The sequence below is a fragment of the Caballeronia sp. LP006 genome (assembly GCF_031450995.1).
Lineage (GTDB): Bacteria > Pseudomonadota > Gammaproteobacteria > Burkholderiales > Burkholderiaceae > Caballeronia.
Genome location: NZ_JARTVW010000005.1, coordinates 2,058,961 through 2,075,470 on the forward strand (window position 1 = coordinate 2,058,961; position 16,510 = coordinate 2,075,470).

14 protein-coding genes are annotated in these 16,510 nt (G+C 62.1%); all 14 read right to left on the reverse strand.

The features are described from left to right. Window positions 1–36: 36 nt before the first annotated feature. Window positions 37–1,929 carry a potassium transporter Kup gene (locus tag P9250_RS26220; RefSeq protein ID WP_244825325.1) on the reverse strand — a complete coding sequence of 631 codons (1,893 nt, stop codon included), beginning with the start codon at window positions 1,927–1,929 and terminating at the stop codon, window positions 37–39. A gap of 278 nt (window positions 1,930–2,207) precedes the next feature. After that, a complete protein-coding gene (locus P9250_RS26225; RefSeq protein WP_244825326.1) occupies window positions 2,208–2,768 on the reverse strand; it encodes a phosphoribosyltransferase in 561 nt (186 codons plus the stop codon). 104 nt (window positions 2,769–2,872) lie between these two features. Further along, window positions 2,873–4,219 (reverse strand): adenylosuccinate synthase, encoded by a 1,347-nt coding sequence (locus tag P9250_RS26230; protein WP_250492305.1) that lies wholly within the window; start codon window positions 4,217–4,219, stop codon window positions 2,873–2,875. A 143-nt stretch (window positions 4,220–4,362) separates the two neighbouring features. Beyond that, on the reverse strand, window positions 4,363–5,514 hold the full coding sequence (locus tag P9250_RS26235) for an ATP phosphoribosyltransferase regulatory subunit (RefSeq protein WP_250464955.1): 1,152 nt from the start codon (window positions 5,512–5,514) through the stop codon (window positions 4,363–4,365). 97 nt (window positions 5,515–5,611) lie between these two features. After that, window positions 5,612–5,797 carry a DUF2065 domain-containing protein gene (locus P9250_RS26240; protein ID WP_244825329.1) on the reverse strand — a complete coding sequence of 62 codons (186 nt, stop codon included), beginning with the start codon at window positions 5,795–5,797 and terminating at the stop codon, window positions 5,612–5,614. A gap of 54 nt (window positions 5,798–5,851) precedes the next feature. Beyond that, window positions 5,852–6,757 (reverse strand): protease modulator HflC, encoded by a 906-nt coding sequence (gene hflC / locus P9250_RS26245; protein ID WP_310395981.1) that lies wholly within the window; start codon window positions 6,755–6,757, stop codon window positions 5,852–5,854. A 13-nt stretch (window positions 6,758–6,770) separates the two neighbouring features. Next, window positions 6,771–8,192, reverse strand: a complete 1,422-nt coding sequence (hflK, locus tag P9250_RS26250; protein ID WP_310395983.1) for an FtsH protease activity modulator HflK — start codon at window positions 8,190–8,192, stop codon at window positions 6,771–6,773. Window positions 8,193–8,275: 83 nt separating this feature from the next. After that, the gene (gene hflX / locus P9250_RS26255; RefSeq protein ID WP_250492302.1) at window positions 8,276–9,541 is read right to left on the reverse strand and encodes a GTPase HflX; all 1,266 of its coding nucleotides are present in this window, start codon (window positions 9,539–9,541) and stop codon (window positions 8,276–8,278) included. An 83-nt stretch (window positions 9,542–9,624) separates the two neighbouring features. Beyond that, the gene (gene hfq / locus P9250_RS26260; protein WP_006999489.1) at window positions 9,625–9,861 is read right to left on the reverse strand and encodes an RNA chaperone Hfq; all 237 of its coding nucleotides are present in this window, start codon (window positions 9,859–9,861) and stop codon (window positions 9,625–9,627) included. 149 nt (window positions 9,862–10,010) lie between these two features. After that, window positions 10,011–11,351, reverse strand: coding sequence for a ribosome biogenesis GTPase Der (der, locus tag P9250_RS26265; RefSeq protein ID WP_244825333.1), 1,341 nt, complete (start codon window positions 11,349–11,351; stop codon window positions 10,011–10,013). 390 nt (window positions 11,352–11,741) lie between these two features. Beyond that, on the reverse strand, window positions 11,742–12,887 hold the full coding sequence (gene bamB / locus P9250_RS26270) for an outer membrane protein assembly factor BamB (RefSeq protein ID WP_250464959.1): 1,146 nt from the start codon (window positions 12,885–12,887) through the stop codon (window positions 11,742–11,744). A gap of 128 nt (window positions 12,888–13,015) precedes the next feature. Beyond that, window positions 13,016–13,645, reverse strand: coding sequence for a tetratricopeptide repeat protein (locus tag P9250_RS26275; protein WP_244825335.1), 630 nt, complete (start codon window positions 13,643–13,645; stop codon window positions 13,016–13,018). 111 nt (window positions 13,646–13,756) lie between these two features. Next, on the reverse strand, window positions 13,757–15,097 hold the full coding sequence (gene hisS, locus P9250_RS26280; protein ID WP_250464961.1) for a histidine--tRNA ligase: 1,341 nt from the start codon (window positions 15,095–15,097) through the stop codon (window positions 13,757–13,759). Between the two features lie 6 nt (window positions 15,098–15,103). Further along, a complete protein-coding gene (gene ispG, locus P9250_RS26285; protein WP_244825337.1) occupies window positions 15,104–16,432 on the reverse strand; it encodes a flavodoxin-dependent (E)-4-hydroxy-3-methylbut-2-enyl-diphosphate synthase in 1,329 nt (442 codons plus the stop codon). Between the last annotated feature and the right edge of the window lie 78 nt (window positions 16,433–16,510).

Here is a 16,510-nt window from a genome sequence, read left to right on the forward strand (position 1 = left end):
CGGCGTGGGTTTTTTGTTTCCGGGAGCAAGCGCTCGTCAGATTTCGATCTTCGTGCCCAACTCCACGACGCGATTGGCCGGAATGCTGAAGAAGTCCGTCGGCTTCGCGGCGTTCTGATGCATCCACGCGAACACGCGCTCGCGCCACACCGACATGCCCGGCAACTCGGTCGGCACCACCGTTTCACGCGCCATGAAGAACGACGTGTCCATGAGTTCGAACGTCATTGCGTGCGTGCGCGTGATCTGTTCGAGCACGGCTTTCACGTCCGGCGTTTCATTGAAGCCATACGCGGCCTTCACGAGAAAGAGCCCGCCGCCAACGTCCTTCACTTCCATGCGATGCGCGCCGTCCACATACGGGATATCGCGCGTGATGAAGTTCAGGAAAATGGTGCGCTCGTGCAGCACCTTGTTGTGCTTCAGGTTGTGCAGAAGACTCACGGGCACGAGCGAATCGCTGCCTGTCAGGTAGATCGCCGTACCCGACACGCGATGCGGCGGATGCGCGAGCAGCCCTTGCAGGAACGGCATGAGCGGAATACCGTCGGCGGCCGTGCGATCCTTCACGATCATGCGGCCTTTGTACCAGGTCATCAGCAGGAAGAAGAGTATTCCGCCGATGCACAGCGGCAGCCAGCCGCCCTGCCCGATCTTCAACAGACTCGCGCCGAAGAAGCCGATGTCGATCGTGAGCAGCACCGCGATCAACGCGCCGACGAGCCAGCGGTTCCAGCCCCAGAGATTGACCATCACCACCGAGAGCAGGATGGTCGTGACGAGCATGGTCGCGGTCACGGCCAGTCCATAAGCCGCCGCCAGATTCTCCGAACTCTTGAAGCCCACCACGATGCACAGAATGATGAAGAGCAGCATCCAGTTGACGAGCGGAATATAGATCTGCCCGATCGCCAGTTCCGACGTATGCAGGATCTTCATGCGCGGCACGTAACCGAGCTGAATAGCCTGACTCGTCAGCGAATACGCGCCCGAAATCACTGCCTGCGATGCAATTACCGTGGCGACGGTGGAAAGGATCACGAGCGGGAGCAAGGCCCAGTCTGGCGCCAGCAAGAAGAACGGACTTTCGATGGCCGACGGCGTGTGCATGAGCAACGCGCCCTGCCCGAAGTAATTCAGCAGAAGCGACGGCATGACGAGCGCGTACCAGCCGCAGCGAATGGGCTTCGCCCCGAAGTGGCCCATATCGGCATAGAGCGCTTCCGCGCCGGTCAGCACCAGCACGACGGAGCCGAGCACGATATAAGCCTGCAACACGTGCGAGGCCATGAAGGAGATTGCATAGTACGGGTTGAGTGCGACCAGCACGCCCGGTGCGAGCACGATGTGATAAGCGCCCAGCACGGCGAGCGTGATGAACCACACCAGCATGATCGGGCCGAACAGCTTGCCGACCACTGCCGTGCCATGGCGCTGAATCCAGAACAGCAGGACCAGGATGACCATGGTGATCGGCAGCACGTAAGGCGACAGCTTCGGTGCGGCGAGTTCCAGCCCTTCCACCGCCGAGATGACCGACATGGCGGGCGTGATGACCGCATCGCCATAGAACATGCAGGCGCCGAAGATGCCTAGCATCAGCAGCACGCCCGACATGCGGCCCGGCTCCTTCACGCTGCGCAGCGCGAGCGTCATCATGGCGAACACGCCGCCTTCGCCATTGTTGTCGGCGCGCATGACGAAGAGCACGTACTTGACCGCGACCACCATGACGATGGCCCAGAAGAGCAAGGAGATGACGCCGAGAATGGACGCCTCGGAAAGCGCGATGCCGTGCGACGGGCTGAAGGCTTCCTTCAGGGAATAGAGCGGACTCGTACCGATGTCGCCAAAGACGACGCCAATGGCGGCGAGCGCAAGAGATGGCAAAGGCTGTTTATGCTCTTGCGCGTGAGTCATGTTAGTCATAAAAGCGAGATGTCCGTCCAGGGCGGAAAGAAACGAACGCCATTCTATCTAACGTCGCGTGCAAAAACGCTGCCTCTCGTATTGCCCGATTGCCCGGCAACACGCGTGTGTGAGTTTAGCATCGCGTTTCGTGCGCGTCGGCTGAACGATTCAGGGCGCTTGGCTGCATCTGTGAAATTAGGTGACCCAAAGCAAAAACGCCGTTGCGCCCGGGATGAAGCGGGACGAACGGCGTCTTGCCCGTTATCGGGCAGCAAGAACGAGGCGACGAGTGGCGCTCACTCGCGGCTGTTCTGCAGGCCCCGCTTGATCCAGGCGCCGAGATTGTGCGGCCGTACCGTGTCCCACTCCTCGAACGGTTGATGAATCCACGGATTGGTTTCGAGAAACTGCACGTGATAGTCGGGCGTAACCTTCGAGCACGCCTTGTACCAGAGCACGGCCGAGCGCACCGCCGTAATGGCCGGATAGCGCTCCTTCAGATGCTCCTGCACGCGCGCGAGCGTAACGCCTGAGTCGACCAGATCGTCCACCAGCAAGACGTTGCCGGACAACTCGCCGCGCGTCATGGTGATGTACTGCGCGATGTCGAGATCGCCCTGCTCCGTGCCCGCGGCTTCGCGATACGAACTCGTTGCGAGAATGGCGAGCGGCAAGTCGTAAATGCGCGAAAGTTGGTCGCCGACGCGCAGCCCGCCGCGCGCCAGACACAGGATCTTGTCGAACTTCCAGCCTGAGTCGTGTACTTTGAGCGCGAGGACTTCGATCAACCGGTGATATTCATCCCAGTTGACCCAAAGATTTTTGTCGTCGTTGCGCGGGTCCGTCATCGCGATCATGGTAAGACTCTTTCAAATATGTACTACGGGTTATATATGAAATGTGGCCGCAAGGTAGCGGCCACATTCTTTACAGCGTCCGGCTCAGGTTGAAACGCTCGCGTTCAGACCTTGAACGGATGACGCAACAGGATGGTTTCATCGCGGTCCGGTCCGGTCGACACCATGTCGATGGGCACGCCGGCAACTTCCTGCACGCGCACGAGATAAGCACGCGCGTTCTCGGGCAGACTGTCCCATTGCGTGATGCCGATGGTGCTTTCCTTCCAGCCGCCGAAGGTCTCGTAGACCGGTTCGCAACGCGCCACTTCCGAGGCGCCGCGCGGCAGGATATCGACCTCTTTGCCGTCGAGTTTATAGCCTACGCACAGCTTCACTTCCTCGAGACCGTCGAGCACGTCGAGCTTGGTGATGCACAGCCCCGAAATACCGTTGATCTGAATGGAGCGGCGCAGCGCGGCGGCGTCGAGCCATCCCGTGCGGCGCGGACGACCCGTGACCGAACCGAATTCCTTGCCGACGGTCGCCAAGTTCAAGCCCACTTGGTCCTGACGTTGCGCGTTGTCGGCATCGTACAGTTCGCTCGGAAACGGGCCCGAACCGACGCGCGTGCAATACGCCTTGGTGATGCCGAGAATGTAGTTGAGCCGTTGCGGACCGATACCCGCGCCCGAAGTCGCCGCACCCGCGACGCAGTTGCTCGACGTGACGAACGGGTAAGTGCCGTGATCGACATCGAGCAGCGTGCCTTGCGCACCTTCGAACAACAGATTGCGGCCAGCGTGGTTTTCGTCGTACAGACGGCGCGAGACGTCCGTAACCATGGGTTCGAGACGCGGCGCGTAACCGAGCATGGTGTCGAGCGTTTGCTGGTAGTCCACTTCGGCCGCGCCCAGATACTTGCTCAGCACGAAATTGTGGAAGTCCAGCACTTCGCGCAGACGTTCGGAAAACACCGGCACGTCGAAGAGGTCCTGCACGCGCAGCCCGCGACGGCCGACCTTGTCTTCGTATGCCGGACCGATACCGCGCCCCGTGGTGCCGATCTTGCCCGCGCCGCGACGCGCTTCGCGCGCCTGATCGATCGCGACGTGATATGGAAGAATGAGCGTGGCGGCTTCGGAAATGAACAGGCGTTTCTGAACGTCGATGCCCGCGGCTTCGAGCTCGTCGATTTCCTTGAACAAAGCTTCCGGAGACAACACGACGCCATTGCCGATATAGCAGGCCGTGCCCGCGCGCATGATGCCCGAAGGGATGAGGCGCAGAATGGTTTTCTTGCCGCCGATGATGAGCGTGTGGCCGGCGTTATGACCGCCCTGGAAGCGCACGACGCCCTGGGCGTGGTCCGTCAGCCAGTCGACGATCTTGCCCTTGCCCTCATCACCCCACTGGGTGCCCACCACGACGACGTTGCGCCCCGGGTTCACATTCACTGCACTGGCAGACATGTTGATTCGTTAGCTGGTTAAAAACGTATTTTACCTATGTTCGCCACAGGTTCCGAATTTTTCGGGATACGTCGGGGTTAGGAAATCGGCATCCATTCGTATGACGCGCGGCTCACTTCATGCGCCGCGCTTAGGCGCCGCGTTCAGGCGCGCGCTTCGACGATCCATTGGCCGTCGCGCTCGATGAGTACGCGGTCGAAGGCGAATTCGTCGAGATCGTGCTCGTGGCCCGGCAGCGCCTGAATGACCACTTCGCCGGCATCGCGCAATGCGGCGACGGCGGCGCGTAGCGTGTCTTCGTGCTTCCACGGTGCAAGGATCGCGCTGCCGCGGGCATCGACGGGAGAAATACGCGCGACTTCACGCAGGTCCAGCGAAAAGCCCGTTGCCGGGCGCGCACGTCCGTAGGCGAGCCCGACATCGTCGTAGCGGCCGCCATGCGCAACCGCGTTGGGCACGCCGTCGACATAGGCGGAGAACATCACGCCGCTGTGATACGCGTAGCCGCGCAAATCGGCGAGATCGATCATGAGTTCGGCCCCGTCGACCTGGCTTGCGAGAAACGCGAGATCGTCGAGCGCACGCGCGATGACCGGCAGATTCGGCAGACGGCCGCGCGCGGTTTCGAGCACCGAGGCGTCGCCGTAGAGCGTAGGCAGCGCGCGCAACGCTTCGCGCGGCACCTGGCCGAGATGCGCCGTGAGTTCGTTGATACGCGGCACGTCCTTGCTCGCGAGCGCCTCATAGAGCGCTTCGCCAAGCGATGCAGCCGCCGGTTCCAGTTCCAGCAACGCGGCGAGCACGCCCGCGTGGCACAGATCAAGACGCACTTTCGTGAGACCCGCGAGATGCAGCGAATCGAGCATCAGTTGCTGGATTTCGAGGTCCGCTTCGAGCCCCGCGTGACCGTAGATTTCCGCGCCGATCTGAATCTGCTCGCGCGTCGCGTGCAGGCCGCGCGGACGCGTGTGCAGCACGTTGCCCGCATAGCACAGACGCGTCACGCCATGCCGGTTCAGGAGATGCGCGTCGATGCGCGAGACCTGCGGCGTGATGTCCGCGCGCAAGCCGAGCGTGCGCCCGGACATCTGATCGACGAGTTTGAAGGTGCGCAGGTTCAGATCGCTGCCGCCGCTCGTCAGAAGCGATTCGAGATATTCGAGCATCGGCGGCATCACGAGCTCGTAACCGTACGAACGGAAACGATCGAGCAGACGGCGTCGCAACTCTTCGATCTTGCGGGCTTCCGACGGCAAGACGTCGGCGATATTCTCGGGAAGTAACCAGGTGGACATCGATACGTTTCCTACGGGGCGCGCGGCGCGGCGTGACGCGGCGCGCTTTGACGAACGGATTTAAACAAGATAGGCCAATTGGCGCATCACGGTGCGCTCACGTTGCGATGAGCAGCAGGATGAGCCCGAGCACCATCGCGATCAGTCCGCCGATGCGGATGTGATGCGTCGGGCGCTCCGCGATGCGGCGAAAGGTATCGCGCCACGCGGTCGGAAAAACGAAGGGAAACATTCCTTCGATGATCAGCATCAACGCAAGTGCGAGCAGTAACGTCTCGGCCATGTTCCAAGGGAGAAAGGCGAGAGCGCGAACGGATCGCGCTTTCGCGGGGCACGATCAGCGCTCGGCCGTGGCAGCCGCGGACGAAACATCCGCGCTGCCGCCGTTCGGGCCGCGCATGAAGCGGAAGAAATCGCTGCTCGGGTCGACCACCATCACGTCGCCCGGTTTGAAGGTCTTCTTATACGCTTCGAGGCTCTGATAGAACTGGTAGAACTGCGGATCGCGTCCGTAGGCGTCCGCCGCTATGGCTGCCGCCTTGCTGTCTCCTTCGCCCTTGATGGACTGTGCCTGACTGTATGCATCGGCGAGAATCGCCTGTTGTTCGCGCTGAGCGTCCGCCTTGATCTTGTCGGCATCCGCCGTGCCCTTCGCGCGCTCGATGGCGGCGGCCTGCTGACGCGCCGCGATCATGCGTTTGTAGACGGAGTCGGCTACCACGGACGGAAAGTCGATACGCGTCATCTGTAAATCCACGAGCTGCACGCCGAAGGCCGCCGCCGCGTCTTCCACCGACTTCTGCGCTTCGCTTGCGAGCGTTTGCTGGCTGCCGAGCGCGTCCGTGAGCGAACGCTTCGCGAACGCACTGGCGAGCGACGTGCGCGCGAGCCCGACGATGCGCTCCTGCGCGGTCTGCGTGTTCTTCTCGTTGCTCTCGAACAGTTTGAGCGGATCGGCCACGCGATACTTGATGACGGTATTCACCAGCACGTCGTTCTTGTCCGACGTGGCGAAGCGGTCCGCGCCCGCTTCGTCGATGGTGAGCGTGCGGGTATCGACGAGCGTGAGCGTCTGGAACGGCGCGGGCAGCTTGAAATGCAGGCCCGGGCCGTCGAGCTTCGGTTCGCCGTCACCGTGGGAAGCCACGACGGCAGCATGCCGTTCGTCGACCGTGAAGATCATCGATGAACCGATGAACAGCACGATCACGACAGCGACCACAAGCGCAATGATTCGATTCATGTTCTCGCGCTCCTTATTGCAGGTCGTCTTGACGATTGCGCGAGCGGAAAGCATCGCGGGAGCGCAGCGGGTCGCTTGCACTGCTTGCGGCACTGGCCGCGCTGGCCGCACTGGCTGCAGTCGTCGCGCTGGCCGCGCCGTTGATCGCTCCGTTGGCCGGCGCGCTCAACACGGCCGGCGACGACGCCACGCCCGGCGCACGCGCCTGTGCGCCATCGCCAGCGGGCGCGCTTGCGGCTGCGGCGGCACTGGCGGCATCGGCTTCTTTCACCTGCTGACGATTCGCCTCGACGAGCTTGTCCAGCGGCAGGTACACCACGTTATTGCCTGCCTTGCTGTCAACGAAGACCTTCGTGGTACGCGAATAGATTTGCTGCATCGTGTCCAGGTACATGCGTTGACGAATGACTGCGGGCGCTTTCGAGTATTGCTCGTAGACCTGCTTGAAGCGCTCGGCGTCGCCCTGTGCTTCGGTGACCTGGCGATTGCCGTAGGCCGTGGCTTCGTCGACGAGACGCGCCGCGTCGGCTTTCGCACGCGGCAGCAGCTGATCGGCATAGGCTTGCGCGGTGTCGCGAGCGCGCTCGTTGTCCTGACGCACGCGCGAAGCTTCCTCGAATGCCGCCTGCACTTGCGTCGGCACCTGCACGCTTTGCACGGTCACGCCCGTCACCTGCAAACCGGTGCGGTAGAGATCGAGCGAGCGCTGGATGGATTCGGTCAGACGCGCGCGCAACGCCTCACGATCCTTGTAGAGCATGTCGTCCGTGCTGATAGACCCGGCGATCTCGCGGACTGCCGCCTGCGACGCCTGCGTGACGCTCTGGTCGGGATCGAGATTGCGGAACAGGAAGTCGGTCGGCGACTTGATCTGATATTGCACGGCGAAGCGCACGTCGACGATATCGGCGTCGTTCGTCAGAACCGAGGCATCGCGCACGTTGCCTTGCGCGAGCGCGGTGCCGCGACCCACTTCGACCGAGCGGACCTGAGAGATGTCGACGATATCGTGCGACTGAAACGGATACGGCAGGCGCCAGTGAATGCCTTGCGCCACCGTTTGCCGATATTTGCCGAACTGCGATACCACGCCGACGTGACCGTCCTGTACGACGAACACGCCGCTGCCGAGATAGATGGCGATCAGCACGCCAATGACGATGCCAAGCCCGATGCGCGTGCCGCGGCCGTTCTCGCGCGGCGCGCCGCCGTTGGGCTTGCGCCCGAACAGACCGGCGATGCGACGGTTGAAGTCGCGCCACATCTCGTCGAGATCGGGCGGGCCTTCGTCCTTGCCGTTCGGGCGCTTGCCGTCTTGCGGACGCTTCGAGTCGTTCTTCACGCCGTTGCCTTCGCCCCGCCCCCAGCGCGGATCGTTGATCGAAAAGGCGGCATGCATGCGCTGCCTGTTAGTCCGCTCGTTGTAGTCGTTCACTCGGTGATTCACCATTAGACAGCCGGGGGTAGACATCCAGACAGATAAGCCCGGGCGATGCAATCCGGAGTTCCGCGAGCCGATCAGTGACCGTGCTCGGAAACCTTGTGGTCACGTTGTTCGGTCAGCCGGTGGTCTTCCGGCTGCGCGTTCGTGTCGTGTGTTTCGTTTGACCCGGACAGCGGGGATTGCGTTGCATCGGGCTCGAGTTGCGGCGCTTCGATTTCAGCGAGCACGCTTGGTAAGGCCTCTTCGCTTTCGTCCGTTTCCGCAGCAGCGATTTCGGCGATGGCAGCGCGCAGCGCATCGAGCCCCTGGCCCGAGCGTGCACTCAAAAAGACGCGCGAAATATTACCATACTCGTCCCTTTCAACCGCTTCGCCACGGGCCGCCAGCTCAGGCACCGCGTCGATCTTGTTGAAGACGAGAACCTGCCGGATGGAATCCGCGCCGATGCCGCGCAATACCTCGTTCACCTGATCGATCTGATCGAGGCGCACGGCGCTCGATGCATCAACCACATGCAGCAGCAAGTCTGCGTGGATGGTTTCCTCGAGCGTGGCGCGAAACGCCGCGACGAGCTGGTGAGGCAATTCGCGGATGAACCCGACCGTGTCCGATACCACCACGTGCCCCGCTTCCTCGCCGAGATAGACGCGACGCGAGGTTGTGTCGAGCGTGGCGAAAAGCTGGTCGGCGGCGTACGCCTGCGCCTTCGTGAGCGCATTGAACAGCGTGGACTTGCCGGCGTTGGTATAGCCGACGAGGGAGACCGACATCGTGCGATTACGCGTGCGCTGACGACGCTGCGTACCATGCTGACGGCGCAACTTCTCGAGCCGGGTCTTGAGCGCCTTGATACGCTCGCCGATCAGCCGGCGGTCCGTTTCGAGCTGCGTTTCGCCCGGACCGCGCAGGCCAATACCGCCCTTTTGCCGTTCCAGGTGAGTCCACGCGCGAATGAGCCGTGTTGACAGATACTGCAGCTGTGCGAGTTCGACCTGCAATTTGCCTTCGTGGCTGCGGGCGCGCTGCGCAAAGATGTCGAGGATGAGGCTCGTGCGGTCCACCACGCGGCGGTCGAGCGCGAGTTCGAGATTGCGCTGCTGCGCGGGCGCGAGTGCGTGATTGAAGATGACGAGTTCGACGTCGTTCGCTTCGCAAGAAAGGCGCAGTTCTTCAACCTTGCCGCTGCCAATGAACATCTTGGCGTCCGGAGCCGAACGGCGGCCGGTTAGCGTGACGGCGGGATGGGCGCCTGCACTTTGTGCGAGCAGGCTGAGTTCTTCCAGACTGGCTTCGAAATCGATCTTGCCGAAGTCGATGCCGACGAGCGCTGCATTGATCAAATTGATATTTTTCGGTTTTTGAAGCGACCGGCGAATTGTTTGATGTTCGCTTTTTGTGAAAACAGCGCCGGTCGCGACGAGGTTTAGGACGATTCAGCGTCCGGGTGGAAATTCACCGGACGGGCCGGCACGACGGTGGAAATGGCGTGCTTGTAGACCATCTGTGTGACCGTATTTCGGAGCAACACGACATACTGGTCGAACGATTCGATGTTTCCTTGAAGCTTGATGCCGTTGACCAAATAGATCGACACCGGCACGTGCTCTTTACGCAGCGCGTTCAAAAACGGGTCTTGTAACAATTGCCCTTTGTTGCTCATAGCAAACTCCGTGTTTTTTTGCAGGTTGGATTTATTGTCGGCGAAGAAAAAGAGATCCGCCGACAATCGCTACACTATAGCTGATTTTCGTTTCCGCACCAGCCTGGCCAAATGGCCGACCGGCCTGAAACGCTTGACTCACGCGGCTTTCAGCCTTTGTCCGCGTATGGGTTATGGCTTGACCGGAACTCTATGCGCAGTGGCGTCCCGACCAATCCAAAAGTTTCTCGGAAGCGCCCTTCCAGATAGCGTTTATAAGTCTCGGTAATGGCGTCGAGCGCATTGCCGTGCACCACGATGATCGGCGGATTTTGTCCACCCTGGTGGGCATAACGCAGCTTCGGACGAACTGGACCGCGACGGCGCGGCTGCTGAAACTCCACCGCGTCGATTAGCGCGCGCGTGAGCTTCGGTGTCGGCAACTTGGCCATGGCGGCGGCGTAGGCTTCATCGACAGACTTCATCAATGGGCTGATGCCGCTCTTCTCCAGCGCCGAGACGTAGTGAAATTTAGCAAAGTCCAAAAACTTGAGCTTGCGGGTGAGATCCGCCTTCGTGCGCTCGCGCACATGCGAATCCAGACCGTCCCACTTGTTCACGCCGACCACGAGCGCGCGGCCCTGTTCGACCACGAAGCCCGCGATGTGCGCGTCCTGATCCGAGATGTCCTGCTGGGCGTCGAGCAAAAGGATCACGACGTTGGCATCGGAAATGGACTGCAAGGTCTTCACCACCGAAAACTTCTCGATGGCCTCGAACACCTTGCCGCGACGACGCAAGCCCGCCGTGTCGATAAGCGTGTATTTGCGGCCTTGTCGCTCGAAATCAATATAAATCGAATCGCGCGTGGTGCCGGGCATGTCGAACGCGATCACGCGCTCCTCGCCGAGCAATGCGTTCACGAGCGTCGACTTGCCAACGTTCGGACGTCCGACGATGGCAATCTTCACGCCGTGCTGCGCCTTCTCTTCTTCGCTCTCCTCGGGTTGACCGGCATAAGCGATGTCGAGCGCGTCGTTGATCATCTCGGTAACGCCGTCGCCGTGCGCAGCCGAGATCGCGCGCGGATCGCCGAGACCGAGTTCGTAGAAGTCGGACGCGACGGCCGAATACTTCATGCCCTCGGCCTTATTCACGACGAGAAAAAGCGGCCGGCCGGTCTTGCGCAGATAGTCGGCAATCGCCTTGTCTTGCGGCGCGAGCCCGTTGCGTCCATCGACGATGAACACGACAATGTCTGCCTCTTCCACCGCCTGACGCGTCTGCCGCGCCATTGCGTGCAGGATGCCGTCTTTCGCGACCGGCTCGAAGCCGCCGGTATCCACGACGAGATACGGCCGCTCGCCGCCCACGCGGCCTTCGCCGTAATGGCGGTCGCGGGTGAGGCCGGGCAGATCGGCGACGAGTGCATCGCGCGAACGCGTCAGCCGGTTGAATAAGGTGGATTTCCCCACATTGGGGCGCCCGACGAGGGCAATCACGGGTTTCATCAGATGTTGTTCAAGGTTGAACGCAAGACGGCACACGAGGCGTGCGAACGAGACCTCTCGTTCCGCTCATGCCGCGCCACGGCTGCGCTTGTCGAAAATTAGCATGGATTCGGCTTGCGGCACGCGCGACGCGTCACGGCGTCAGTGTGTCAAGCCTGCGGCGCTGGGACGCCGCTGCGCCTCGTCAGAGGCAGTTTTGGCGCGCCGCCTTCGCGCGACGCGCTTTGATTCTTGCAGCCCACCGCGCGTTTTGCGCTCCGCTGGCAGGCTCTCGGGAGTGCGCGCGATTGCCGCGCCTCCTGCTTTCTCTTGCGGCCCGGTTCTGGCCGGACCTGCCGCGCGATCGGCTTCGAGCGCGCAATACCGCTCGATCAGACGATCACGCGCGTGTTAGTTGCTGGGACGAAAGCCGTAGATGCCGCCGTCGTGCGTCAGGACCACGAGCGTGTTGCCGGCGAGCACGGGCGGCGCGGTGATCGCGCTGCCGTCGGTCTTGGCGCGGCCGACGAGTTCGCCGTTATCCGCGCTCAGGAAGTGGACGTAACCTTCGAAGTCGCCAACAACGACCGCGCGACCGAGAATATACGGCACGCTGACCTGGCGGTTCTTCAGCTTGTCCGTCTTCCAGAGCTGCGAGCCGTCCGAGGTGCGGAATGCATTTACGACCGACCAGTCGTCGCCTGCTGCGACCAAGTCCGAATCCTGCGCAAGACCGCTGTCGGACGAGAAGCTCTTTTCCCAGTCCGGACGGCCGGAATTTGCATTGAAGCAGCCGATGCGGCCCTGGAACGTCACCGCGCAGCTCTGCGCGCCGACGAGTCCCGGCGCGCCGGTCACGTCGTTGATGCGCTCGACTTCGGTCACGCCCTTCGGATACGAAACCGGCGTTTGCCAGAAGGCATCGCCCGTTTGCAGGTTGATTGCAGCGAACGTGCCGCCCGGGAATCCAGCAAGCACGGCCTGATTGCCGGCGAAGGTCATGCCCGCCGCGACGCGCAGATTCAGCGGCACCGCGCGCAATTGGAAGACCCACTTTTGTTCGCCGGTCTGCGCGCTGAAGGCAACGACCTTGCCGTCGATGGTACGCACGATCACGAGGTCGTTGCCGACGAGCGGCGGCGAGATCAGTTCGCCCGGCGCGACTGCCGTCCACAACTGCTTGCCGTCCGGTCCGAGCACGTAGACCGAACCCTTCAGACCGCCGACCGCAGTCAGATTGCCGTCGCTGCCGACGCCCGCCGACAGATCGTCCTTGAGCTTGATGCGCCAGACATCCTGACCCGTTTTCGCGTCGATCTTCACGACCGAGCCGTTCTCGCCTGCGGCAAAAATTGCGTCGCCCACGGCAACCGGCGCGAACAGATAGCGGCCTGCCTTGCCGACGCTCGCCTTCCACGCCTGGGAGACGTTGAGCACCGGCTTGAACTCGACGAGCGGTGTCGGCACGCGGCGTTCATCCTTGGTGGATGAGCAAGCCGCGAGCAAGGCGGTCATCGCGCAGGCAAACGGCACGGCGTAGCGTTTCAAAAAAGTCATCGGTGGACGCAACATGAATTATCGGATTCGGTTGATCGGCGCCCGGCCGCGCCTTCGCCTTCAAGGCGTTGCGCGGCCGGGCGGCCTGATTGTTATATGGCTCGGTCGATTGCGGCGGCGCGCGCTGATCAGCCGCCGAGCGCGTCGAGCTTGAACTGGACCAGTTGCCGCGCGGAGGTATCGTTCGCGGGCAGCGCACCGAGCGCCAGCTTGTAGGATGCGCGGGCGTCGTCGCGCTTGCCTTGCGCCGCAAGCAGATCGCCGCGACGGTCCGCGATCACACCCTTGTAGGCGTCGAGCGGCGCATCCGCGAGCAGCTTCAGACCCGCGTCGTAATTTTTCTCGTCGAGCAGCACCAGCGCGAGACGCAGCTTCGCGACTTGCTTGTACTCGTCGTCCTTCGCGTGATCGATGGCCCATTGCAGTTGCGCTTTCGTGCCGGCGGTATCGCCCGCCGTGTATAGCGACTTGGCCGCGGTGAGCGCGCTCATCTGAGCGTAGGCCGTGCTGCCGAACTTGTCTTCCATGTCCGTCGCAATACGGCTCACCATTTTCTGATCATTGCCGGTGACGGCCTGCTGAAGCTGGTCGTACAGCACGGAAGCCTCGGCCGCCTGATGACGCTGCCAGTAATTCCAGCCGTTGTATCCGGCTGCGATTAAAAGCGCCACGAGGATGATCCACGTCGTGGAATTACCCCACTTGGCCCACCAGGCTTTCAAACTTTCCAGTGATTCTTCTTCGTCGTGATAGCTCATCGTCCAGCTATTCCTTCCTGCGTTTCATTGCACTTCGAGTGCCGTGCGCGATGCCGGACAGTTCACTCATCCAGCGCGATGCCCACGGCCATTGCCCGCGTGTCGGGCCGCCTAGTCTTCGGCGGATGCCACCATCGCATTGATTAGGTATTCGGTCAAGTCTTCCGCCGGAACGTTGACCTGCTCGTTCTTTTGCGCGTCCGACGTTTCGGCGCCCGCGCGGCGCAGCGGCTTTACGCCGATCGTGCCCTGCGCGAGTTCGTCTTCGCCCAGCACGACGGCAAAAGCCGCGCCGCTCGCATCGGCTTTCTTCATCTGTGACTTGAAGCTGGCAGGCGCGCCGTCCGGGCTGCAATGCAGGATCACGTCGAGGCCCGTGTCGCGCAGACGCTCCGCCACGATGAACGCCTGCTCGGCGGCAGCTTCTCCCTGATGCACTACGTAGACGTCCGTACCTTCCGCTTCCGGCACGAGATTCTCTTCCTTCAGCAACTCGAGGATACGCTCGACGCCCATCGCCCAGCCACACGCGGCCGTGGGCTTGCCGCCAAGTTGCTCGATGAGCGGGTCGTACCGGCCGCCGCCCGCCACCGTGCCTTGCGCGCCGAGCTTGTCGGTCACCCACTCGAATACGGTGAGGTTGTAATAGTCGAGACCGCGCACGAGACGCGGATTGATCTTGAACGGAATGTTGTTGGCCTTCAGCAGCCTTTGCACGCCCTCGAAATGCTTGCGCGATTCTTCGCCCAGGAAGTCGGTGAGCTTCGGCGCGTTCTGCGCGATTTCCTGCAGCGCGGGATTCTTCGTGTCGAGCACGCGCAGCGGGTTGGTGTAGAGACGGCGTTTGGCTTCTTCGTCGAGCGCGTCGACGTGCTGCTCCAGATACGCGATCAGTTCCTTGCGGTGCGCCGCGCGCTCGTCAGGCTGGCCGAGCGAATTCAGTTCCAGGCGAATGCCGGTCAACCCAAGGTCGTCCCACAGACGCTGACACATCATGATGATTTCGGCGTCCGTGTCCGGTCCCGCGAAACCGAGTGCTTCCACGCCGACCTGATGGAACTGGCGATACCGCCCGCGCTGCGGACGCTCGTGACGGAACATCGGGCCGATGTACCACAGGCGCTTCGGACCGTCGTACAGCAGGTTGTGTTCGATGCTCGCGCGCACCACCGCCGCCGTGTTTTCGGGCCGCATGGTGAGATGTTCGCCGTTGAGCGAATCGGTGAAGCTGTACATCTCTTTTTCGACAATATCCGTCACTTCGCCGATCCCGCGCGTGAACAACTGCGTATGCTCGATGATCGGCGTGCGGATGTTCTGATAACCGTATGCGCGCAGCATCGACTTCACCGTGGATTCGAAAAAGTCCCACAACGCGGCATCCTGCGGGAGGATGTCGTTCATGCCCTTGACGCCGGTCAGCTTGCCGAGCCGTTTCTTCTGTTCAGTCATCTGTCTTTAAAGTGTTGCCGCGGACGTTTCTTCGCGCTTGCCGGTTTCTTGCCCGTAGGTGCGCTCGACGTAGTCGCTGACGATTTGCTGGAATTCCTCGGCGATACGCTCGCCACGCAAGGTCTTCACCTTCACGCCGTCGATAAACACGGGCGCGGCGGGATTTTCGCCCGAACCCGGCAAACTAATGCCGATGTTCGCGTGTTTCGATTCGCCAGGCCCGTTGACGATGCAGCCCATCACCGCGACGTGCATCTTCTCGACGCCGGGAAACTGGTCGCGCCATACGGGCATGGAGTTGCGCAAATAGCTTTGGATCTGCGACGCGAGTTCCTGGAACAGCGTGCTGGTCGTGCGCCCGCAGCCGGGACATGCAATGACCATGGGCGTAAAGGAACGCAGGCCCATGGTCTGGAGGATTTCCTGGCCGACGACCACTTCGCCCGTGCGCGCGCCGCCTGGCTCGGGCGTCAGCGAAATACGGATGGTGTCGCCGATGCCTTCCTGCAGCAGCAACGACAGCGCCGCCGTCGAAGCGACGATACCCTTCGAGCCCATGCCCGCCTCGGTCAGGCCGAGATGCAGCGCGAAGCTGCAACGTTTAGCGAGTTCGCGATAAACGGCGACCAGATCCTGCACGCCGCTCACCTTGCACGACAGGATGATCTTGTCGCGACCGAGGCCGAGTTCGACCGCGCGTTCCGCCGAGCCGACCGCCGACTGGATCAGCGCTTCATACATCACGCTTTGCAGTTCCCACGGCGCCGAGCGCGCGGCGTTTTCGTCCATCATGCGCGCGAGCAGGTCCTGGTCGAGGCTGCCCCAGTTCACGCCGATGCGCACCGGTTTGTCGTACTTGATCGCGGCTTCGATCATCTGCGCGAATTGCGTGTCGCGCTTTGCGCCCTGTCCGACGTTGCCGGGATTGATGCGGTACTTCGACAGCGCTTCGGCGCACGCCGGATGATCGCGCAGCAGCAGATGCCCGTTGTAATGGAAGTCGCCGACGAGCGGCACGGACACGCCCATGCGGTCGAGCTGATCGCGGATGTGCGGCACTTCCGCCGCCGCTTCCGGCGTATTCACCGTGATGCGCACGAGTTCGGAACCCGCCTGCGCCAGTTCCTTGATCTGGATGGCGGTTCCGATGGCGTCGGCGGTGTCAGTGTTGGTCATCGACTGCACGCGCACCGGTGAGTCGCCGCCGATGGTGACGAGCTGACCGCCCCAGCGCACGTCCACCGCATGCGATGCACGACGCTTCGACGAGCCGCCGAACACCGGTTCGGTCGAACAGATCTTGCTGCTAATCAGGGATTGAGCTTCGGATTGCATCGAAAAACCCTTTGGCCACCAGGCGCCGCGTGCAAGCGGCGCGACGGTGCGAATATGGAACCTTGAACGGGCATCACG

What these genes read in the sequence shown, in the direction of transcription:
- bamB (WP_250464959.1), bottom strand. Translation starts at nt 12,887, where the DNA reads ATGACTTTTTTGAAACGCTACGCCGTGCCGTTTGCCTGCGCGATGACC.
- hfq (WP_006999489.1), bottom strand. Translation starts at nt 9,861, where the DNA reads ATGAGCAACAAAGGGCAATTGTTACAAGACCCGTTTTTGAACGCGCTG.
- hflC (WP_310395981.1), bottom strand. Translation starts at nt 6,757, where the DNA reads ATGAATCGAATCATTGCGCTTGTGGTCGCTGTCGTGATCGTGCTGTTC.
- P9250_RS26275 (WP_244825335.1), bottom strand. Translation starts at nt 13,645, where the DNA reads ATGAGCTATCACGACGAAGAAGAATCACTGGAAAGTTTGAAAGCCTGG.
- der (WP_244825333.1), bottom strand. Translation starts at nt 11,351, where the DNA reads ATGAAACCCGTGATTGCCCTCGTCGGGCGCCCCAATGTGGGGAAATCC.
- P9250_RS26225 (WP_244825326.1), bottom strand. Translation starts at nt 2,768, where the DNA reads ATGATCGCGATGACGGACCCGCGCAACGACGACAAAAATCTTTGGGTC.
- P9250_RS26230 (WP_250492305.1), bottom strand. Translation starts at nt 4,219, where the DNA reads ATGTCTGCCAGTGCAGTGAATGTGAACCCGGGGCGCAACGTCGTCGTG.
- P9250_RS26235 (WP_250464955.1), bottom strand. Translation starts at nt 5,514, where the DNA reads ATGTCCACCTGGTTACTTCCCGAGAATATCGCCGACGTCTTGCCGTCG.
- hisS (WP_250464961.1), bottom strand. Translation starts at nt 15,097, where the DNA reads ATGACTGAACAGAAGAAACGGCTCGGCAAGCTGACCGGCGTCAAGGGC.
- P9250_RS26240 (WP_244825329.1), bottom strand. Translation starts at nt 5,797, where the DNA reads ATGGCCGAGACGTTACTGCTCGCACTTGCGTTGATGCTGATCATCGAA.
- ispG (WP_244825337.1), bottom strand. Translation starts at nt 16,432, where the DNA reads ATGCAATCCGAAGCTCAATCCCTGATTAGCAGCAAGATCTGTTCGACC.
- P9250_RS26220 (WP_244825325.1), bottom strand. Translation starts at nt 1,929, where the DNA reads ATGACTAACATGACTCACGCGCAAGAGCATAAACAGCCTTTGCCATCT.